Source organism: Leifsonia sp. P73 (assembly GCF_051059105.1).
Lineage (GTDB): Bacteria > Actinomycetota > Actinomycetes > Actinomycetales > Microbacteriaceae > Leifsonia.
Genome location: NZ_CP194931.1, coordinates 2869442 through 2890871, shown reverse-complemented (window position 1 = coordinate 2890871; position 21430 = coordinate 2869442). Strand labels below are relative to the sequence as shown.

Genomic DNA, 21430 nt, shown 5'->3' with positions numbered 1-21430 from the left:
GGGTTCTCCTGTTCAGAACATCGGATGGTCGTGGGCGGCATGCACGGGGACGGGTTGCAGCACGTCCCAGTGCTCGACGATCCGGCCGCTCTCGAATCGGTAGATATCCGCGACCGCGGTGTCGGGGATGCCGGGACGGGAGGCTTGGACGTGCACCATCGCGAGGTCGCCGTCGACGAGGATCCGCTGGATCGCGAAGCGCGCCTCCGGGCTGCCGTCGAACCTCGGCGTCAGCGCCTCGACTGCAGCGGCCGGGCCGTCCGGGATGCCGGGGTTGTGCTGGCGGTAGTCGTCGGCGACGAGGAAGGCGAAGGCGTCGGCGACCCGCTTCTGTGTGTAGAAGAGGTCGCAGAAGTGCTCGAAGGCCGCGCGGTTGCCGTTCATGCCCCATCCTCACCGGTCGACGGCCTCCGGGTCAGCGGGACCAGCGTCACCGGTCCGAGCAGGCCGCTCGGCTCCTGCTGCGCGAACGCGGAGAAGAAGTCGGGCTGCGCCTTGGCCAGCGTGTTGGTGACGTCGATCTGGATCGTGTTGCTGCCGGAGACCACGCCCTCCGGCACGGGGAAGACGTACGGCGGCGCGATGCGCGTGCCGAGGTCGACGCCGTTGAGTCGCACGGTGGCGAGCTCGAACACCTCGCCGAGATCCAGGAAGTGCTCGCCGCCGGCCGCGTCCGCGTCGAACGAGGCCGTGTACCGGGCCGTGCCACTGAACCGCGGCAGCAGGTCGGGGTCGCTGAGCGGGCGGAGGCCGTCGAGCTCGCCCCACGCGGTGAAGCCGGCCTCGCCGGCCGCGACGGTGGCCACCGCCCACGTCGGAGCGAGCTCGATCGCGTCCGCGTGCACGGTCGCCGGGCGCACCGGCAGGCCCTCCCACGCGGCCGGCGAGCCGACGATGAGCACCAGCGCCTCACCCGGACACAGGTCCAGGCCGACGGAGGTCGCCCAGCCGTCGCTCGAGGCCGGCACCGCCGTCAGCGTGCCCGCGGTGGCGTCGAAGGCCACCACCTCGCCCGCACGCGGGAGGGTCGCCGTCGTCCGTACGGACTCCCGGACCGACTCGTTGACCAGCATGATCACGTCGGCGTCGCCCAGGTCGCGCCGCAGTACGCGCAGCGACGCGGCCGGACGGCCGAGACGCACGGCCCGCTCGGTCATCCCCGAGACGGAGTCGACCAGGCGCTTCTGCGACACCGGCCGGAAATGCCGCCTGAGCACGTCCGCGTCGACATCGTCCCCCACGACCTCCGGCACGGACCCGACGAACACCACGGGTGCTCCCGCGTCATCGAGCCGCAGCAGCTCGCGGGCGACGTGCTCGGGCAGGAACGCGCTGCCCGGGACGACGAGCGCGTCGTAGGTCTCATCTCCGAGCGCCAGCCGCGAATCGTCCACGCCCGCGGCCGGGAGCGCGTCGGCCGGCACGATGTCCGCGTCGAGCTGGGCCTCCGCCAGCAGCCGGAGCGGCCGCTCGCAGGGCATCGCGTCGCCGAGCCATTCCGCTTCCGCGTGGTACAGCACCGCGAACGGCGCGACGTGCGTCCCGCCCTGGAGCAGGTGGCTCAGCCGGTTCGTGTAGGCGCTCAGCAGGTGCTGGTGCGGGTACTGCGGGTTGTTGCCGTGCGCGTAGAAGTGCGGCGGGCAGTCCAGGTCGGGGAAGGGCGCCGGCGAGAACGCGTGCGGGACGACGTGCGTGACGCCGCGCACGAGGAGGTGGTTCGTCAGCCAGGTGAACAGCCGCAGCCCGGCGTACCAGCCGTAGGCGCCGATCGTCTCGCACATCGAGCGCCCGTGCTTGAGCGGGTCGAGGTGCGCGGCCGACGACGCCAGCTTGGCGAGCCCGAAGTGGAAGAACTCGCCGTCGGCCGCGCCGCTGAGGTTGCCGAACGGCCCGCGGGAGAATCCCGGCACCACCTGGCCGCCGATGATGTCGACACCGGCCAGGTCCTGCCCGGCCATCGCCCGGAAGTAGTGCCCGGCGCCCGGCCCGAGCCGCGCGTGCGACCCGTTGTCCTCGATGACGTGCCCGATGTGCTCGACGCCGTGCGCGCGGCACCAGTCGCCGAGTCGCTGCCCGAAGTTCTCGGAGTAGAGCCGCGACACCGTGTCCATGTAGGCGTAGCGGACCTCCCGCTCGCGACCGCGCGCCGGCCACCAGAGCAGCGGGAGAAGGAGGGCCGCGTCCTGACCGAGCCGCTCGGACAGCCGGGAGGCGACCTGGTCGTTCCACGACAGCGGCACCGGCTTGCCGAGCCTGGAGTCGAAGTCGAAGGTGTCCGGGTCGTTGTAGAGCCCGGGCTCGTCGCTGAAGAACCCGCCGATCGTGCGGCCGAACTCGTCCGCGTACCGCTCGTGGATGCGCTCGTAGACGCCGTCGACGAGCAGCTGCGTGGAGTCGGCGTTGAGGTAGTCGATGTGCCGGGCGTGCGGCTCGCTGCCGCCGCTCTCGGCGACCGACAGGAAGAAGATCCGCCACCAGCCGTCCGGGATGTCCCAGTGCAGGACGCCGTCCGCGAGCCGGTCGGTGAGGCCGACGGGTTCGCCGATCAGCTCATCGGAGTTCTCGGCCCGCGGGTAGGCGAGCACGCGGAGCAGCTGCCCGGGCTCCTGGGCGGCCTCCGGTCCCCAGAACTTCCGCCGCTCGACGATGAAGGAGGCTCCGCGCGCGGGACCGACGGCGTCGGTGTGCCGCTCGGTGAGGAAATGCCGGCGCAACTCGGCGGGCGCGGCCTCGACCGCGCCCTCAGCGTGACCGGTCGGGAAGGTGTCGTCGTCGAAGAACCAGACCGTCATGCCGCGGCGCCGGGCGATATCCAGCACGGCGTCGACGTCGCGCCACCAGCCGTCGCCGAGGAAGTCGGGATGCGGTCGCGCTTCGAGGATGACGGCGCCGATGCCGGCGTCGCCGATGCGCTCCATCTCCTCGCGCACGCCCTCGACCGGGCCGCCCTTCTGCCAGAAGAGCGGCATGATCGCGTTCGGGACGGCGGCGGTCACCGCGTCGCGGAGGCGTTCGATGGTCATGCTGCCTCCTTCAGGCGGAGAGCGCGGTAGCGGAACCGGCGGAACACGACCTCGCCGTCACCGGCCGCGAACAACGCGGGACGCAGGCTCTTCAGGTCGTTCATCGTCGCCGAGTGCGCTCCGGAGGTGTCGTAGCGGACGCCGTGCCGCACCCAGTCCCCACCGGGGCGACGGTGCCAGCCGGTCACGATGTGGCGGTCGTTCCGCAGCCGCAGCCCGATGGTCGCTCCGGGCTCGACCGGCTCACGCCAGTGCGTGCGGAGGCCGCCGGCGTAGCTGGCCATGCCGGACCCGTCCCAGCCCATGCCGAAGAACATCCGGTCGTTGAAGTAGAGGAGCAGGCCGCCGGTGGCCCCGCCGCGCACCTCGGCCTCCACCTCGACCTCGTAGGCGTCGTCCATCGCCCAGGTGGTCAGGGGCGAGGAGTCGGCGGGAGAGGTGCCCTTCGCCGCGAGCGCCAGGCCGTCGCCGAAGGAGGCCCGGTCGCGCTCCCCCGGCCCCGGATTGTCGAAGACCCACCGCTCCCCCCAGGCCGGGCCGGCGAAGTCGTCGGAGGGCGCTGGCAGGGCGACCGGGCCGGAAGCCTCGACCGGCTTGCGGAGGGGCGCGCCGACATCCTGCGCGGCCGCCACCGGCCAGCCGTCCTCCGTCCACTCGATCGGCTCCAGCAGCGCCTGCCGCCCCAGCGTGCGGAATCCGTTCGCGTACCCGTGGGACACCATCCACCACGACCCGTCCGGGGCGTCGAGGATCGTGGCGTGCCCGCGGGACCACCAGGCCTCGTCGGCGGAGCGGGTGCGCGCGATCGGGTTGCCCGGCGCGTTCTCCCACGGCCCGTGCACCGACCGCGAGCGCGCGACGATGACCATGTGCCCGGTCGCCGGGCCTCCCGTGCCGCCGACCGCGCTGACGAGGTAGAACCACTCGCCGCGACGGAACAGCTTCGGCCCCTCCAGCGCGTACGCCTCGGTGATCCACTCGTCGGGGTAGCGCCAGCCGTCGTACACCTGCTCCAGCTCGGTCACGGCGTGGAGGCCGTCCGGGCTGAGGCGGCAGCGGCGGATGCCGTTGACGAAGAGGTAGCGCTCGCCGTCCTCCCCCACCACGTGACCGGGGTCGATGGCCCCCGAGACACCCGTGAACACGGGTTCGCTCCAGGGCCCCTCCGGGCTGTCCGCCTGGATGACCCAGATCTGCGGCTCGGCGATCGCCTCCGACCACCCGCTCGGGATGAACGGGATGTAGAGGGAGAACCGGCCGTCGTGCTCGATGAAGTCAGGCGCGAAGACCGTGCTCAGCGGCCGCTCCAGCGCGCACGTCACGAACGTCCAGTTGACCAGGTCCGGCGAGCGCCAGATCGTCAGCCCCGGCGACGCGTCGAACGACGAGTAGGTCAGGTAGAACTGGTCGCCGACCCGCAGCACGGCCGGATCGGGCCGGTCGCCGGGCAGGACCGGGTTGCGGTAGGTCCCGTCCCCGAGGTCGGGGGCGGACCGTGGTGCGTCGGACATCCGGTCAGCCCTTGAGCCCGCCGGCGTAGCCCTGGATGAACTTCTTCTGCGCGAAGGCGTAGAACGCGAGGATCGGGATCATCGACACGATGACGACGGCGAAGATCAGGTTCCACTGCGACACGAGCGAGCCGACGTAGCTGTACATGACGACGGGGAGGGTCTGCCACGAGGTGCCGTTCAGGAAGATCAGCGATGTGAAGAAGTCGTTCCAGACGATCAGCCCCGCGAGGATCGCCACCGTGCCGGTCGCCGGCGACATCAGCGGGAAGACGACTTTCGAGAACACCTGGTAGCGGTTCGCGCCGTCGATGACGGCGGCCTCCTCGTACTCCGGCGTCAGGTTGCGGAAGAAGTTGGCGTACAGGAACACCGACAGCGGCAGCAGCATCCCCGTGTAGATGATGATCATGCCCCACGGGTTGCCGACCAGGCCGACCGTGCGGGCCCCGATGTAGAGCGGCAGGGTCCCGAGCTGGGTCGGCAGGATGATGGCGACGAGGAACAGGTAGAACGACCGCCGGCTCCACTTGCTGGTCGACCGGGCGATGCCGTACGCCGCGACCGAGCCGAGGGCGACCAGGAGCAGGATGCTGCCGGTCGTGATGATGACGCTGGAGAGCAGGCCGGCCCAGATGTTGCCCGACGACGCGGAGGCGGGCGACAGCAGCTGGACGAAGTTGTCGAAGGTCGGGCTGGTCGGCGGCGCGACCGCGGCCGAGCTCAGGATGTCGGGCAGCGTCTTGAACGACCCGACCAGCAGGATCCAGAACGGCAGCAGCATGATCGCCACCGCGAACAGCACGATGATCTCGATCGCGAGGGTCTTCTTGGTGTAGCGGAACATGGCTCACGCCTCCTTGAGCGAGCGATCGCGCGTCGCGTACTGCTGCGCGATGGAGAAGACCAGGATCAGCAGGCTCAGGATGAGAGCGAGCGCCGCTCCGAAGCCGAACTGCTGGTAGGTGAACGCCGTCTGGTAGACCTCCAGCGCCAGGGTCTGGGTGGCGCCGGCCGGGCCGCCGCCCGTCAGCGCGACCACCTGGTCGAAGACCCGGAGGCCCTGGATGAGCGTCAGCGTCGTCGCGATCGCGACCGAGGGCTGGATCATCGGCAGCACCACGAAGCGGAAGCGGCGGAAGGTGCTGGCGCCGTCGAGCGCGGCCGCCTCCTCCATCTCGATCGGCACGGTGGCGAGCCCGGCCAGGTAGATGACCATGACGAAGCCGATGTTCTGCCAGACCATCACGATCAGCACGCACCAGATGGCGAGCGTCGGGCTGGCAAGCCAGTTCTGCTTCGGGAGGCCGACGGCGACCATCGCCTGGTTGAGCGGGCCGTTGTAGTCGAAGATGAACTTCCAGATGTACGACACCGCGATCGGGCTGACGACCACCGGCATGAAGACCAGCGTGCGGAGCACGTACCGCGACTTCAGCGAGCGGTTGAGCGCCAGGGCGAACAGCAGCCCGAGGATGTTGGTGAAGACCAGGAAGCCGAACGCCAGGAACAGCGTGTTCCACAGCGACCCGATCAGCTCGGGGGTCTGGAAGATCTTGACGAAGTTCGCCAGGCCGACGAAGTCGAACGGTCCCAGCCCGGACCAGTTGGTGAAGGCGAAGAACCCGCCGGCGACGGTGGTCGCGTAGATCACGATCAGCATCAGCACCAGCGCGGGGAGCGCCCACCACCAGCTGCCGAGCTTCACCCGGTAGGGCTTCACCCGCGGCGCGCGGCGCGGCGCCGCCACCGGAGTCTGGGTCTGCGTCTTCGTGGTCATCGTCCGTACCTCTGACTGCGTCGTCATCGATCGTTCCTCTCACCCGGGTTCGGGCGGCCGGCCCTCACAGGATCGGCCGCCCGGTCACCGGATCAACCCCAGTCGGTGTCCAGCTGCTGGAGCACCTGCTTGACGGTCATCTGACCGGTCAGGATGCCCTGCACGCCGTTGCCGAGGTCTGTGTAGATCTTGGCGTTCGGCCACTCGGTCGGCGCGTAGCCGCGGGTGTCGTTCTTGGCGATCTCGTCCTTGATGCCGGCGTACTGCGGCAGCAGGGTCGAGGTGGAGCTGACGTTGACCGGAATGGTGCCGATCTGCTTCGAGTAGGCCTCCTGACCCTTGTCCGAGACGATGTACTTGAGGAAGTCCGTCGCCAGCTTCGGGCTCTTGGTCTTGGCGCTCGCTGCGACGCCCTGGTCGGCGCTCAGCGACAGGTACGTCTTGGTGCCCTGCGGGGCGCCGATCGGGAGGGCGATCAGCTTGACGTGCCCGCCGGCGGCCTGCATGATCTCCTGCGCGGCTCCGCTCGGGGCGAAGAAGCCGAGGATCTTGCCGGACGAGGCGCCGTTGGTGAGGGCATCGAAGCCGGCGCTGGTCGCACCGTCCTGGAAGCAGCCCGCGTCGTACATCTTCTTGATCGACTCGAGGGCCGTGGTCCAGCCCTTGGTGCCGGCGAAGGTGACCTTGTTCTTCGCGCGGTCGGCGTTCCAGTTCTTGTTCGGGCCGTACACCGTGGAGGTGGCGAGCGCGATGGCCAGGATGCCGTTGTTCTGGTAGGTCGAGCCGGCCAGTCCGTAGATGGTCTTGCCCGCTGCGCGGGCCTTGCTGCACTGGGCGATGATGTCGTCGAGGCTGGTCGTGGCGTCGATCTTCACGCCGATCGACTGAGCGAGCTCGTCGTTGTAGATCGTTCCGTTCAGCTGCGTGCCGAGCGGGACGCCGTAGACCTTGCCGTTGTAGGTGTACAGGCTCTTGGCGGAGTCGGGGATGCTCGCCTTGATCGCGGCGTCGTCGAGCGCGAGCACCTGCCCGGACTTGGCCCACGGCAGGATCGAGTTGGCCTGACCGGTGCCGCCCGCCGCGTAGAACGTGTCGGGGGCGTTGCCGCCCTGCACGCGGGTGGCGATGGTGGTCGCGTAGCTCTGGACCGGGAGGTTCTCGGTCGTGACGGTGACGCCCTTGTTCTCGGCTTCGAAGGCCGAGGCCAGGCTGTTGTACGCCGCCTTGTCCTGATCGTTCGTCGCGCCATACGCGAAGCTGATGGTCTGGGGCTCCTTGCCGGAGGTGGCGCCGCTGGAGGAGCAGCCGGCGAGGAGGAGCCCGGCGGTGACCGGGATGGCGAGCCAGGCGAGTCGTGCGCTGCGGCTCCTGCGTGTGTGCTTCATCGGATTGACCTCTTCTAGGACTTCTTTGTCGGTGAGAGCGGCGGCTGTGTCGCCGTCCCCTGGGGGCGATTCGAGTTTCGCAGCGCTAAAGCCGATAAACAACGGTAGTTCTGCTTATCCCAGACATAAGCTGGGTCGATACGCGATCGAGACCGTGGCCGCGCGACCGGCGGCACGCCGCGTCGTTATAGTGAAATGCCCGGCCCGCGTAGGAAAGGATCACACCGTCGTGACCGACTCTCCACTGATGTCGCGGCTCGATCTGAACCTGCTGATCGCCCTGGACGCCCTCCTCACCGAGCGCAGCGTGACCCGGGCGGCCGAGCGCCTCCGGCTGAGTCAGCCGGCCCTGAGCGCCTCGCTCTCGCGGCTGCGCATCCACTTCGGCGACCCGATCCTCGCCCGCCGCGGCAATACCTACGAGCTGACGCCGCTGGCCCTGCGGCTGGCCGACCACACCACGATCGCGCTGGAGGCCGCACGCCGCGTGTTCGAGAGCCAGGCGACCTGGGACCCGGCCGAGTCGGTCCGCGAGTTCGCGATCTTCGGCTCGGACTACGGCTTCACCACGATCGGCCGCGTGGTCTCCGAGCTGGCCGCCGCGCAGGCGCCCGGGGTGCACTTCCGGTTCATGCTGCACAACCCGACGGTGGTCGAGGACGCGACCAACCGGCTCCGCTCGGTGGACGGCATGGTCATCCCGCACGGGTTCCTCACCGAGCTGCCGTTCGTGGACCTCTGGCAGGACGACTGGGTCGCCATCGTCGCCGAGGGCAACGACGAGGTCGGCGACGCCCTCTCGCGCGAGGAGATGTCGAAGCTGCCCTGGGTGATGAACTACCAGTCCCGCTCGGCCTTCACCTCGGCGGAGCGCCAGGTGCAGCAGCTCGGCATCGAGCCCAACGTGGAGGTCGTGGTCGAGAGCTTCCTCGCCATCCCGCACTTCATCGCCGGCACCCGGCGCGTCGGCATCATCCACCGCGCGCTCCTGCCGCTCGCGCAGCGCGCCGGCGCCATCCGCTCGGTCGGCCTCCCGTTCGCGCCGACGCCGATCGTCAACGCGCTGTGGTGGCACCCCGTGCACACGCACGACCCCGAGCACACCTGGATGCGCTCCCTGTTCGAGGAGGCCGGCCGGATCGTCGCCGCCGGCGAGCACACCTAGGTCACCTCTTTCGTCGAAGGGCACGTAAACGCCCTTAAAACGCGCTTTTCGGGGCGTTTACGTGCCCTTCGATCGCTGGTCGGGGGTCTCTACCGGCCCGCGGTCTGCAGCGACCGCATGGTCGCCCGGATGAGGTCGTGCTGCCGGCGCACGAGCAGCAGCGGGTCGACCTCTCCGAGCTCGGCGAAGGCGTGCCCCTCCCACTCGCTGGACCAGTACCCGCGGTAGCCGCCCTCGACGAACACCTTCACGAGCTCCGGGTAGTCGATCGCCGGCTCCTGGCCGTTCTCGTCGATGTCGTAGAACTTGGCGTGCACGTGCAGGATCTGCGGCATGATGTCCGCCCACTCGTGCGGGTCGACATGCCCGTGCATGTTGAAGGCCAGGTGCGCGAACGAGCCGAGGCGTCCCGGATCGAAGCCGCGGCTGTTCAGGTAGCCGATGAACTCCTGCTGGCGGTCGCGCATCGAGGCATCCGTCGCCCAGATCTCCTGCAGGCGCCGCACCTCCTCGTCGCCCAGCCCCGCTCGCCGCACGGCCCGCAGGAGCGTCGGCGACATGCTGCGCATGGTCGAGGAGAAGTCGGCGACGAACCCGAGCAGCGGCGAGTCGAGCTCCGCGTAGACGTCGCGCACCTTGACGATCTCGGGCGAGTTCGGACCCATCGGCGCGTGGATCTCGTACGCGAGCTTCAGGTCGAGGTCTTCGGCGACGGGCAGCAGGCGGCGCAGCAGCTCGGGCTTGGCCGACTGGATGCGCACCAGGGGGAAGCCGAGCTTCTTGGCGCCCTGGAAGAGCAGTTCGCTGAACTCGAACTCCTCGTCGGGCGTCATGTCGCGGTCGCGGCGACGCCCCATGTCGAGGTTCGCCCCGAACGAGCTGGCGTCGAAGCCGTGCCGGTCGAACGCCTCCCGCCAGGTCGCCACGAACGCGTCAGACACGACCGGGTAGGTCGGCAGCACCTGGGAGGCGACGATCTCGATGCCCGGGCCGATCCCCAGGTCGGCGACCCGGTCGAGGAGGCCGTCGAAGTCGAACCACCCGGCCCGGAACTCCGCGCTCGCGGAGTACAGCGTCAGGCCGAGCGTGAACGGGTCGGCGTCGGTGGCCTCCGGAGCCGGCGGAACATCGGTGACGAGCGCGGGCGGCTCGGCGTCGCGGTCGGTCGCGGTGAGCGTCAGCGCCTGGTGCACGATGTTCGGCACATAGAGGCCGGGGCCGCCGTCCTCCCCCGGCTTGATCTGCATGTACGGCAGGCGCAGCTCCCCGTGCAGCTCGACCTCGTGCGTCTCGCCTAGCTCGACGGGCGAGTCCCGCCGCACGATCAGCAGCGGGTGCGACTGCAGGTACCAGAGCACATCGCTCTGCTGCGGGAGGTCGGCGATGCGGTAACGCACGCCGTCGAGCTCGAAGGCGAGGTCCTCCTCCGGCACCTCCACGCCGTCGAGCGTCAGCCGGAACGTCGTGACCGACGACAGCCAGAGGCTGCGGTACCAGGGGATGGTGAGGGCGAGGGCCGCGCCCTCGGGGTGGACGCGGAGGCTCGCGTCGTCGATGAGTCCGTTGGGCATGGGTCAGTTCCTGTCTGCGAGCGCCGGTGCGGCGGCCGCGCGTTCCGCGGCGATGGTGCGGATGAGCGCGTGCTGGCGGCGCAGCTGGTCGGGCGCGCGGTAGGGCTCGTGGTGGCCCTCGTACTCGCTGGACAGCCAGCCGGTGTAGCCGGAGTCCACGACCACGTCGATGATCTCCCGCCACGGGATGTAGTGGTCGACGAGGTCGTCGTCCACCTCGTAGAACTTCGCCTGGAAGTACACGGTGTGCTCCATGACGTCGGCCAGGTCGGAGACCGGCACGAACGGCACCACCGGCGGCCGGGCCGAGCCGTCGCCCATGCGGAAGGAGGCGCTGCCTCCCCGCCGCGGGTACGGCGACAGCTCGAAGACGCCCGTGTCGATGAGCAGGCCGAAGTGCTCGGAGCCGGTGCGCTCCTTGAACTCCAGGTACTCCTCCACGACGGACGACTTGATGATCGTCGGCCAGTGGATCTCCGGGCAGACGACGATGTCGAGGTCGGCGGCGAGCTGGAGGTTGCGCTCCACCGCCTCCTGCCAGATCGGGTCGACCCGGAGGTCCTCGGAGATGACGCCGATCTTGGGCCGCACGAACGAGAAGCCGAGCCGGGCGGCCAGCCGGAGGTCTAGCTCCAGCTGCGCGGCGCCCTCCGCGGCGGTCATGCCGCGGCCCGGGAAGCGCCGCGTGTCGATCCACGACCCGTACAGCGTCGGGGTCAGGCCCAGCCGCTCGTTGCGGGCGAACCAGGCGTCGATCCACGCGGTGGACGGGTTCGGGTAGTCCTCGATGTGGCCCTCGCCGAGGATTTCGAGGCCGGTGGCGCCGAGGTCGGCGACGTCGGCGATGCAGTCCTCGACGGTCATGGTGACCCCGATGTCGTCCGTGTAGCTGTACAGCGAGACGCCCAGGCCGAAGGGGAGGTCGTCGGTGGTGGTGGTCACTTGACGATCACCGCCTTCCGCGACGCGGTCCAGATCGAGGGCTGCAGTTCCTCCGGGATGTACGACATCCGCAGCCGCAGCTCCAGGGTGACGTCGTGGATGCCGCGGGCGAGACCTCCGTCTCGCGGGACGGTCAGCGTGGCCGCGTGGCCGAGCGGCCAGCGGGCGTCGGCCGCCTCCTGCAGCTCGGCGAAGGAGAAGTCCCCCCGGGCAGCGTCCAGCGGATGCCGTCGCCGTCGAACCGCTCGCCGTCGACGGTCACCGTCGGCTTTTCGATGAGGTTCGCCCAGAGCCCGCGGTAGTACGGGCTGCGGACGCGCAGCTGGAACCCGGTCCGCGCGCCCTCCGGCCCGACGTTGCGGAACCCCGCCGTCTGAATGAGTTGTTCTTCGAGCATGCCGTCCTCCTGTTTCGGTGCTTCGTCAGTTCCGTGCTTCGGCGGTGGCGGGCGCGGTCAGTCGCGCCGCGGCCGCCCGCGCGCCGCGAACGGCGATCGCGACGCTCATCAGCGTGGGGTTCATCGTCGTGGCCGTCGGGATCAGCGCGTTACCGCCGACGACGAGGTTCTCGTACCCCCACACGCGCGAGTACGGGTCGGCCACCGAGGCGCCGTCGTCCTCCGCCCCGAGCCGCATCGTGCCCTGGTAGTGGAGGCTGGAGCCGTTGGGCAGGAGGCGGGGCTCGGCCACGAACGTGCCGAGGGCGTCGCCGGCTCGGCGCAGGCGCCCGGTCGCCTCCGCGATCTCGGCCTGCTCGCCCTCGGTCAGCTCGTACGTGATCGTCGGGGTGGGGAAGCCGCGGTAGTCGAGCTCGTCGTCGTCGAAGGTGACGGCGTCGTCGAAGCGCGGCTGCTTGCGCATCCCGTAACCCATGTTGACGTAGCCCCAGCGGTTGCCCGCGGCCGGGTGCGCGGGGTCGAGCTGGAACGGCGGGTTCTCCGCGTACATCACCTGCAGCGAGAACGGGTGGTCCGGCTCCGAGAACGGGATGCGGTTGACGGCGGCGACCGGGTCGGCCGGGTTCGTCGCGCGGCGGGCCAGCTCGCGGTCGAGCTCGTCCTCGGTCGCGAACCGGCTCATGCTGCCGGCATCGAGCGCGACGGTGGAGATCACGACCGGGTGCTCGGTCAGGTAGTGGCCGAGGGCGCGGGGGCGGATGCCGGAGGCCCACAGCAGCTGCGGGGACCGGAAGGCGTCCGCCGCGACGACCACGAGGTCGGCCTCCACCGAGTACACCTCGTGGCTGCGCAGGTCCTCGACCGTGATCCCGGTGACCCGGCCGTCGGCGTGGTCGACGCGGCGCACCAGGGAGAGGTCGCGCAGCTCGAACCGCTCGGCGAGCTCGTTCGCGGGGTCGAGCAGCGGCCCGAGCACCACGTCCGCGCCCGCCCAGCGCATCGTGCCGTCGGGCTGCGGGTCGCCGGAGACCGGGAGGGTGCCGGGGCCGTAGCCCTCGGGCAGTTCGCTCGCGAACTCCTCGGCGAGCAGCGACCGGATGGCCGTGCCGATCTCCGAGTCGGCGAAGGCCGCGGTCTGCACGTGCAGCAGCCGCGACGCCTCCGCGATCAGCTCCTCCCACTCGGCGTCGGGGATGAACGGGATGCGCTCGCTGAACGACGGGCTCGGCGTCGCGCAGGTCCAGTGCGCACCCATCCCGCCCACGTTCGTGGACGCGGCGGCCGCCGGGAAGCTCGGCGCGTGCGCGGAGCCCGCTCCGCCGAAGTCGAGCAGGTGCGTGCCTCCCCGCGCCGTGAACATGCCCTCCACGACGACCGACCCCGGGATGCCCAGCGACTCGCGGAACGCGCCCGCCTGCGGGCCTTGAGACCGCTCCCGCGCGCGCTCCTTCTCCTCCGGGTCGGGGATGTTGCGGACATTCTCCCCGGCGACCGCGGTCAACTGGGGGCCGGCCTCGAACATCACGACCCGCGCGTGGGGCGCGGCTTCGAGGAGCAGGCGGGCGTACGCGGATCCGATGGGCCCGCTGCCGACGACGGCGATGGTCTGGGTGGTCATGCTGCTCTCCTCCGGGTGTTGCCGGTCGTGGTCGCCTCAGGCGGCGGGGATGGTTTCGGTCGGGGCCGCGCGGAGCGGGCCGGGTTCGTCGGACAGCCGGCTGTTCGGCAGCAGGATCGACGCCACCACCCCGACGAGGTAGGTCGCGGCGAGCGCCACGAAGATCGGGACGAAGACGCTCTGGTAGACCAGGGCGACCTGCTGCTGCTCCGCGACGCTCTGCGCGCGGACGATCGCCGGAGTGAGCGTCGCCGGGTCGAGCCCGGCCGGGAGCAGGGCCACGATGCTCGCGCCGATGATCCCGCCGACCAGCGCCGTCGCCACGGTCGCGCCGACCTGGCGCACCAGGTTGACGCTCGCCGTGATGGTGCCGGTCTCCGCGCGCGGCACCGCGCTCTGCACGACCGCGACGATCAGGCTCATGAACGCGCCGGTCCCGAGGCCGACGACGGCCATCGCGACCACTGGCGCCCACAGCGGGGCGCCCGCCGGCAGCAGGGCCATCGCCCCGAGGCCCGCGGCGCCGAGCGCCGTGCCGATGAGCGGGTACAGCCGGTAGTGACCCGTGCGGCTCACCAGCCAGCCGGTCGCCAGGTTGCTGACCAGCATCCCGAACACCGTGGCGATCGGCACGAGGCCGGAGACCGTGGCGGAGGTGCGGTAGGCCATCTGGAAGTACGTGGGCAGGTAGGACGTGATCGAGAACAGCCCGACGCCGACGATCGCCGAGATCACGGTGCCCGCGGCGACGGTGCGGTCGCGGAAGTGGCCGAGCGGGACGAGCGGCTCCGCCACCCGGGACTCGACGACGAAGAAGACCACCAGCGCGGCGAGCGCGACGGCGAACGCGCAGACGGTCGCGACCGTCTGCGAGCGGTCGCCCACCCAGGTCGCGCCGAGTACGAGCGCGACCAGCCCGATGGTGAGCGCGACGGCGCCGCCGATGTCGAACCTCCCGGACCGGCCGGGCTCGATGTGCGGGACGGCGACGATCGCGAGGGCGAGGGCGAGGATCCCGACCGGGGCGTTGATCCAGAACACCCACGGCCATCCCCAGTAGTCGGTGATGACGCCGCCGAGCACCGGCCCGACGAGAATCGCGACCGGGAAGGCCGCCCCGATGATCGCCAGGTACTTGGGCCGCTGCCGCGGAGTCGTGACCTCGGCGATGATCGTCTGCGACATCAGCTGGAGGCCGGCCGAGCTCATCCCCTGGATCACGCGGGCGACGATCAGCCAGACGAATCCGCCGGCGAATCCGCAGGCGACCGAGGTGAGGACGAAGACCGCGACGGAGGCGAGGAACACCGCCCGCGGCCCGATCCGGTCGCCGAGCTTGCCGAGAACGGGCAGCAGGACCGTGCTGGCGAGCGTGTAGCCCACCACGATCCAGGCCATCTGCTCCAGCGCGCCGAGCTGCCCGGCGACGGTCGCGATCGCGGTGCTGACCACGGTGTTGTCGAGCGCGCCGAGGAACGAGACGGCGAGAAGGGAACTGACGAGGAGGCGGAGCCTCAAAGGCGAGAGCGGCATACGCGAGACCCGAACGATCGGGTGATCGACGCGACGGTTTGTGCCCTCCCCGCAACGTCACGGTGAGGAACGGGCCAGGGCCCCGACGTCATGGTTAGTCTATGACGTTCTTAGGTTGTTTTTCAACCTAAGTGGATGGATCGAAGGAGAGGTCGCTCCTTGAACGACCCCTCCTTCGCGAGCGCTGTCAGTTCTGGAAGACTGCCTCGTCGTAGCCGAACCCGGGGCTGATGTCGAGAACGAGCTTGGTCGGGTCTGCGACGGAGAAGGCTGTCACGAACGTGATCGACTGCCCGGCGGGGACCGCCGTCGTCGGCGCCAGACCGACCTTGTTCCCGATGTCGGTGATGCTGCTTGCCTCGGTGCCGTTCGAGGACACGGTGGGGTAGAGCAGGGGGTCGTAGTTCTTCGTCGTGCCGTTCTTCAGCGTGATGGTGAACTGGATGTTCGCAGCCTGGTCAGCGCCGGCGGCGGAATCCGAGGGTGTGTATGGGGTCGGCGCTGACACGGTGATCGCCAGACCGTCCTTGTACGTGACTGTGTCCCCGAACGAGTAGTTCGTGCTGGCTGCCGGTCCCGCCGAAGCCGCGTCGGAGGCGGCGGCAGAGGCCGGCGCGGACGGCGCGGAACTCGTCACGGGCTTCGAGATCGAGTCGTTCACGGCCGTGACGAATGCTGCCGCGTAGACGACGATCATGATGATCGAGAGCACCCCTGCGACGAATGAGATGGCGCTTCCGGAAATGGCGAGCGGCTTGCTCGCACGTTTCTGGAAGATGGCGACGACGCCGAGCACCAGTCCGACCAGAGCGACGAAGGCGCCGACTGTGTTGATGGCTGGGATGAATGCCAGGACGAACGCCACGATTCCGAGAACGAGCGAGGTCACTGCGAGGCCATTCGTGCGACCGCTCGGAGCGGGAGAAGGGGGAGTCGAATAGGCCCCCGGCGCGGTCAGGGGGTCATGCACGGCGTCGGCGGGCTGTGGGGCGTTGGGCGCGGACTGTGGGGCTTCGGGCGTGGACTGTGTCGGATCACTCATAATTCCCAATGCTGGCCAAAGGCTGAGGAAACCGTGATCCCCAATAGTGGTGATATGTGCACACCCGCAACTAGGTCCACGTGGATGCGCGCCGAATGGTCGCCCGGCTCTGCTAAAGACGGTCGCGATCGCGGTGCTGACCACCGTGTGAGCGTGGCGGGGAAGCCGGCTCTCGCGTCCCCCGCCACGCGGGCTCTCACGAACCGACCGACCTGCGCTTGTTGAACACGTCGAAGGCGACGGCCGCGAGCAGCACGAGGCCCTTGATGAGCTGCTGGTAGTCGCTGTCCACGCCGAGGATCGACATGCCGTTGTTGAGCACACCGATGATGAGACCGCCGATGATCGCTCCGGGGACGGTTCCGATGCCTCCCGTGACGGCCGCGCCGCCGATGAAGACCGCGGAGATGGCGTCCAACTCGAAGCCGTTCCCGGCGCTCGGGCTGGCCAGGTTGAGGCCGGCGGTGAAGACCAGGCCGGCGATGGCCGAGATCACGCCCATGTTGATGAACAGCAGGAAGGTCACCCGCTTCGTCTTCACACCGGACAGCGCGGCCGCGGCCAGGTTGCCGCCGATCGCGTAGATGTGCCGGCCGAAGACCGAGCGGTTCATCACCGCCGTGTACCCGACGACGAGCACGCCGAGGATGATGAGCACGATCGGCGTCCCGTTGTAGCTGGCGAGGAGCAGCGTCACGGTGAGCACCAGTGCGACGAGGAACAGCAGCTTCAGGATGAACCACCACAGCGGCTCGTCCTCGAGGTCGTACTTGCGACGCACCAGCCGCTGGCGCACCGAGGTGGCGACGATCGCGGCGGCGGCGAGCAGGCCGAGGATGAGGGTGAGCGGCTCGTAACCGGAGGTCCCGAACGCCGGGAGGAATCCGGAGCCGATCGAGCGGAACTCCTTCGGGAAGAACGAGATCTGCTGGTTGCCGAGAGCGATCTGGGCGGCGCCTCGGAAGACGAGCATCCCCGCGAGGGTGACGATGAAGGCGGGGATGCCGAAGTAGGCGACCCAGTATCCCTGCCACGCGCCGACCAGAGCGCCGAGGACGAGGCAGAACACCACGGCGAGCGGCCACGGCAGGTGCCATTGCGAGATCATCACGCCGGCCATCGCGCCGATGAACGCGACGACGCTGCCGACCGAGAGGTCGATGTGCCCGGCGATGATGATCATCACCATGCCGACGGCCAGGATCAGGATGTAGCTGTTCTGGACGATGAGGTTCGTGACGTTGATCGGCGCGAGCGTGATCCCGGCTGTCGTGATCTGGAAGAACAGCACGATCACGATCAGCGCGATGAAGAGGCCGATCTGTCGGAGCTGCCCCGTCAGGTAGCTGACGGCGTTCGTGAGCGGTTTCATTCTGTGGTCTTCTCGCGTTCCTGGGTCATGAATTGCATGAGGTATTCGGCGGTTGCCTTCTCGCGCGGGACGTCGGCGGTGATCCGGCCCTCGCTCAGGGTGTAGATGCGGTCGCAGATGCCGAGCAGCTCGGGCAGCTCGGAGGAGATGACGATGATCCCCTTCCCGGCGTCGGCGAGGCGGTCGATGATCGTGTAGATCTCGTACTTCGCCCCGACGTCGATGCCGCGGGTGGGCTCGTCGAGGATCAGCACGTCCGGGTCGGCGTACATCCACTTGGAGAGCACGACCTTCTGCTGGTTGCCGCCGGAGAGCTTGCCGGTGAGCGTCGAGACGTTCGGGGTCTTGATGTTCATCGTCTTGCGGTAGCCCTCCGCGACGATCCGCTCCTTGTGCTCGTTGACGAACTTGAGCCAGTCGACGAGCTTGTCCAGCGCCGCGATCGAGATGTTGCGCTGGATGTTGTCGATCAGGTTCAGCCCGTAGTGCTTGCGGTCCTCCGTGGAGTAGGCGATGCCGTGCTCGATGGCCTTGGACACCGTGTTCACCGAGATCGGCTCGCCGCGCTTGTAGACCTGACCGCTGATGTCCACGCCGTAACTGCGGCCGAAGACGCTCATCGCCAGCTCCGTGCGACCGGCGCCCATGAGCCCGGCGATGCCGACGATCTCCCCCGCGCGCACGTTGAGGTTCGCGCCGTCGACCACCTTGCGGCTGCGGTCGAGCGGGTGATGCACGGTCCAGTCCTCGATGCGGAGGAGCTCCTCGCCGATGTGCGGCACGTGGTCGGGGAACCGGCTGGCGACGTCGCGGCCCACCATCCCCTTGATGATGCGGTCCTCGCTGGCGCCGTCGCCGCGCATCTCGAGCGTCTCGATGGTGCGCCCGTCGCGGATGATCGTGACGCGGTCGGCGATCGCTTTGATCTCGTTGAGCTTGTGGCTGATGATGATCGACGTGATCCCGTGGCTCTGGAGCTGACGGATCAGGTCGAGCAGGTGCGCGGAGTCGTCGTCGTTCAGAGCGGCTGTCGGCTCGTCGAGGATCAGGATCTTCACCTCCTTGGAGAGCGCCTTCGCGATCTCCACGAGCTGCTGCTTGCCGACGCCGATGTCTTTGATCTTGGTGATCGGGTTGTCGTGCAGCCCCACCCGGGCGAGCAGCTTGCCGGCCTCGAGGTTGGTCTCGTTCCAGTCGATCCAGCCGCCGCGCTCACGCTCGTTGCCGAGGTAGATGTTCTCGGCGATGGACAGGTAGGGCGAGAGCGCGAGCTCCTGGTGGATGATCACGATGCCGGCGGCCTCGGAGTCGTTGATCGACTTGAACTCCACCGGCTCGCCGTTCAGGACGATCTCGCCCTCGAAGCTGCCGTGCGGGTACACCCCGGACAGCACCTTCATCAGAGTGGACTTGCCTGCCCCGTTCTCGCCGCAGATGGCGTGGACCGACCCCTCCTCGATCGAGATCGAGACATCCTGCAGGGCCTTGACCCCGGGGAACGTCTTCGAGATGTTGCGCATCTCGAGAATCGTGTTGGACATTGTCTCCCTTGCTTCGTCGCGGGGCGGGGCGGTCACGTCGAACGGCGTGACCGCCCCGCCACTGCGACCGGATCGGACTACTGGAGGTCGGACGCCTTGTAGTAACCGCTGTCGACGAGCACCTTCTGGTAGTTGTCCTTGGTCACGACCACAGGCTGGAAGAGGTAGCTCGGCACGACCTTGGTCTTGTTGTCGTAGCTCTTCGTGTCGTTGACCTCGGGCGTCTTGCCGGTGAGGATGTCGTTGGCCATCTTGGCCGCCTCGTTGGCGAGCTGACGGGTGTCCTTGTAGACGGTCGAGTACTGGGTGCCGGCGATGATCTGCTTGACGCTGGCGACCTCGGCGTCCTGCCCGGTGATGATCGGGAGTTTCTTGCCGCTGGAGCCGTAGCCCGCGCCCTCGAGTGCGCTGAGGATGCCGTCGGACAGCCCGTCGTAGGGCGACAGGACGCCCTGCACCGCAGCGCCGCCCGAGTACGACTTCGCGATCAGGTCCTGCATGCGGGCCTTCGCGGTCGCCGGGTCCCAGCGCAGGATGGCGACCTGGTTGAAGTTGGTCTGCCCGCTCTTCACGACGAGGGTGCCGTCGGAGATGTAGGGCTTGAGGGTGTCCATCGCGCCGTTGAAGAAGAAGGTCGCGTTGTTGTCGTCCGGGCTCCCGGCGAACAGCTCGACGTTGAACGGGCCCTTGGCACCGGTCTTCTTGCCGTCGGCGTCGAGGACGCCGAGACCGGTCAGCAGGGAGTTGGCCTGGTAGACGCCGACCTTGTAGTTGTCGAACGAGACGTAGTAGTCGACGTTCTTGTCGCCGGTGAGCAGGCGGTCGTACGAGATGACCTTGATGCCGGCCTTGGCCGCGGCGTCGAGCTGGTCGGTGAGCGAGCCGCCGTCGATGGAGGCGATGATGAGCACCTTGGCGCCCTTGGTGATCATCGTGTTGATCTGCTGCACCTGGGTGGGGATGTCGTTGTTGGCGTACTCCAGGTCGACCTTGTAGCCGTTCTTCTCCAGGTCGGACTTGACGGCGTTGCCGTCGGCGATCCACCGCTCGGACACCTTGGTCGGCATGGCGACGCCGACGAGAGCCCCCTTGTTGTCGGTGGTGCCGGCCGCGCCCGCGTTGCCGGGCCGGCCTCCGGAGCAGGCGGCGAGCATGACGGCGACACCGAGGGCGACCGCCCCGAGTGCGATTCTGTTCAACTTCACTGTGATTCCCTTCGAGGGTGAGGCGGTCTGCACGCGGGATGCGTGCGGATACCAGGGCTGGGAGCCGGTACACGGTCGGGCGTCTGCGCGAGGCTGAGGCTCGAGCTGCTGCTTCGCATCCCGATTCCTCCCTCAGCGACGTCCTCGTCGTCCGCTAGGCTGCTGTCCGATATATGTGACCGGTCCCAGAACGGGTATGACGTTATGCCTCATCCAGCCTTCGCGTCAAGCAACGCGCCGAAAATCGCCTGCAGCCCTAAGATCGGCAGAGCAGGACGATCCGCCGCGGAACGGCACTGCCCGAGCGCGGAGCGAGCATGACGGACAAGGTCGACAGCGGGGCGGGCAAGCCCCTCTCGATACGCGATGTGGCACGCATCGCGGGCGTCTCGCGGCAGACCGTCTCCCGCGTGCTGAACGGCGAGCGGTACATCAAGCCGTCGACCGAGGAGCACGTCAAGAAGGTCATCGAGGAACTCGCCTGGCGGCCCAACAGCGCGGCCCGCGCCCTCGCGACGTCACGCTCGAAGGCGATCGGCCTCCTGGTCTCCGCCCGCTCGCACTACGGCCCCTTCAGCGCGGCGGCCGCCGTCGACGAGGCGGCACGTGCCCGCGGCTACGCCATCGTCTCGGCGACGCTGGCGCACGAGGACGAGGCCAGCCTGACGGACGCCCTCGACGCGTTCCTCGCTCAGGGCGTCGACGGGGTGGTCCTGATCGCCCCCCAGCAGCGGGCCCACGAAGCCCTGCGGAAGGTGTCCATCCGGGTGCCGTTCATCAGCCTGCAGTGGCCGGACACACCCGGGGACCGCGCCGTCGCGTTCGACCAGCGCGAGGGTGCGCGGCTCGCCGTCCGGCATCTCATCGACCTCGGGCACACCAGGATCATGCACGTCGCCGGCCCCCAGGACTGGAACGAGGCGGAGGAACGCATGCGCGGCTACCTCGAGGAGATGTCCCTGCACGACCTCCCGACCGCCCCGCCCGCCCTGGGCGACTGGACGGCCGACACCGGCTACGACCTGGGGATGAAGCTGCTCGGCACGAAAGAGTTCACCGCCGTCTTCGCGTCGAACGACCAGATGGCTCTCGGACTTATGCACGCCGCCGCCGACCTGGCTCTGGCGGTCCCGCACGATCTGAGCATCGTCGGCTTCGACGACATCCCTGAGGCGAAGCACTTCGCTCCCCCGCTGACGACCGTGCGCCAGGACTTCGCGCAACTGGGCGTCAGCGCGATCGAGCGGCTGATCGCCGACATCGAGGGAGACGTCGAGTCGCCGTCGACGCAGTCCACCGCGCCGGAACTGATCATCCGCGCGAGCACGGCGGCGCCGAGGTGACC

The 21430-nt window shown here is 69.0% G+C and carries 16 protein-coding genes and 1 pseudogene; 2 read left to right on the top strand and 15 right to left on the bottom strand.

Annotated elements, in window-relative coordinates:
- Window positions 1-12: 12 nt before the first annotated feature.
- The 6 genes from ACQ86L_RS14905 to ACQ86L_RS14880 all read right to left on the bottom strand — a co-directional run bounded on the left by ACQ86L_RS14905 (window position 13) and on the right by ACQ86L_RS14880 (window position 7699).
- Complete coding sequence (locus ACQ86L_RS14905) at window positions 13-384, bottom strand: nuclear transport factor 2 family protein (protein ID WP_434316107.1); 372 nt, start codon at window positions 382-384, stop codon at window positions 13-15.
- The gene (locus ACQ86L_RS14900; protein WP_434316106.1) at window positions 381-3023 is read right to left on the bottom strand and encodes a hypothetical protein; all 2643 of its coding nucleotides are present in this window, start codon (window positions 3021-3023) and stop codon (window positions 381-383) included. The genes ACQ86L_RS14905 and ACQ86L_RS14900 overlap by 4 nt, the downstream gene beginning before the upstream one ends.
- Window positions 3020-4534, bottom strand: a complete 1515-nt coding sequence (locus tag ACQ86L_RS14895) for a family 43 glycosylhydrolase (protein WP_434316105.1) — start codon at window positions 4532-4534, stop codon at window positions 3020-3022. Before ACQ86L_RS14895 ends, ACQ86L_RS14900 begins: the two co-directional genes overlap by 4 nt.
- 4 nt (window positions 4535-4538) lie before the next feature.
- Window positions 4539-5381, bottom strand: coding sequence for a carbohydrate ABC transporter permease (locus ACQ86L_RS14890; RefSeq protein WP_434316104.1), 843 nt, complete (start codon window positions 5379-5381; stop codon window positions 4539-4541).
- Window positions 5382-5384: 3 nt separating this feature from the next.
- A complete protein-coding gene (locus ACQ86L_RS14885) occupies window positions 5385-6341 on the bottom strand; it encodes a carbohydrate ABC transporter permease (RefSeq protein ID WP_434316103.1) in 957 nt (318 codons plus the stop codon).
- A gap of 65 nt (window positions 6342-6406) precedes the next feature.
- Complete coding sequence (locus ACQ86L_RS14880; protein ID WP_434316102.1) at window positions 6407-7699, bottom strand: ABC transporter substrate-binding protein; 1293 nt, start codon at window positions 7697-7699, stop codon at window positions 6407-6409.
- A gap of 229 nt (window positions 7700-7928) precedes the next feature.
- Between ACQ86L_RS14880 and ACQ86L_RS14875 the strand changes: the two genes are divergently transcribed.
- Window positions 7929-8864, top strand: coding sequence for a LysR family transcriptional regulator (locus tag ACQ86L_RS14875; protein ID WP_434316101.1), 936 nt, complete (start codon window positions 7929-7931; stop codon window positions 8862-8864).
- An 89-nt stretch (window positions 8865-8953) separates the two neighbouring features.
- On the opposite strand, the gene ACQ86L_RS14870 is transcribed toward ACQ86L_RS14875, so the two are convergent.
- The 9 genes and pseudogenes from ACQ86L_RS14870 to chvE all read right to left on the bottom strand — a co-directional run bounded on the left by ACQ86L_RS14870 (window position 8954) and on the right by chvE (window position 20085).
- Window positions 8954-10435, bottom strand: a complete 1482-nt coding sequence (locus ACQ86L_RS14870; protein WP_434316100.1) for a C-glycoside deglycosidase beta subunit domain-containing protein — start codon at window positions 10433-10435, stop codon at window positions 8954-8956.
- A gap of 3 nt (window positions 10436-10438) precedes the next feature.
- A complete protein-coding gene (locus ACQ86L_RS14865; RefSeq protein WP_434316099.1) occupies window positions 10439-11377 on the bottom strand; it encodes a sugar phosphate isomerase/epimerase family protein in 939 nt (312 codons plus the stop codon).
- Window positions 11374-11774: pseudogene (locus tag ACQ86L_RS14860) on the bottom strand (C-glycoside deglycosidase beta subunit domain-containing protein). Before ACQ86L_RS14860 ends, ACQ86L_RS14865 begins: the two are co-directional and overlap by 4 nt.
- 25 nt (window positions 11775-11799) lie before the next feature.
- Window positions 11800-13392 (bottom strand): GMC oxidoreductase, encoded by a 1593-nt coding sequence (locus ACQ86L_RS14855; protein WP_434316098.1) that lies wholly within the window; start codon window positions 13390-13392, stop codon window positions 11800-11802.
- 36 nt (window positions 13393-13428) lie between these two features.
- The gene (locus tag ACQ86L_RS14850) at window positions 13429-14925 is read right to left on the bottom strand and encodes an MDR family MFS transporter (protein WP_434316097.1); all 1497 of its coding nucleotides are present in this window, start codon (window positions 14923-14925) and stop codon (window positions 13429-13431) included.
- 187 nt (window positions 14926-15112) lie between these two features.
- Entirely contained in the window at window positions 15113-15814 is a 702-nt protein-coding gene (locus ACQ86L_RS14845; protein WP_434316096.1) for a hypothetical protein, read from the bottom strand.
- A gap of 349 nt (window positions 15815-16163) precedes the next feature.
- Entirely contained in the window at window positions 16164-17339 is a 1176-nt protein-coding gene (mmsB, locus tag ACQ86L_RS14840; protein ID WP_345839752.1) for a multiple monosaccharide ABC transporter permease, read from the bottom strand.
- Window positions 17336-18880: a multiple monosaccharide ABC transporter ATP-binding protein gene (mmsA, locus tag ACQ86L_RS14835; RefSeq protein WP_434316095.1), complete on the bottom strand. Its 1545-nt coding sequence runs from the start codon at window positions 18878-18880 to the stop codon at window positions 17336-17338. Before mmsA ends, mmsB begins: the two co-directional genes overlap by 4 nt.
- Before the next feature lie 77 nt (window positions 18881-18957).
- Window positions 18958-20085, bottom strand: a complete 1128-nt coding sequence (chvE, locus tag ACQ86L_RS14830) for a multiple monosaccharide ABC transporter substrate-binding protein (RefSeq protein ID WP_434316094.1) — start codon at window positions 20083-20085, stop codon at window positions 18958-18960.
- Between the two features lie 317 nt (window positions 20086-20402).
- On the opposite strand from chvE, the gene ACQ86L_RS14825 reads away from it, so the two are divergent.
- A complete protein-coding gene (locus ACQ86L_RS14825) occupies window positions 20403-21428 on the top strand; it encodes a LacI family DNA-binding transcriptional regulator (protein ID WP_434316093.1) in 1026 nt (341 codons plus the stop codon).
- Window positions 21429-21430 lie beyond the last annotated feature (2 nt).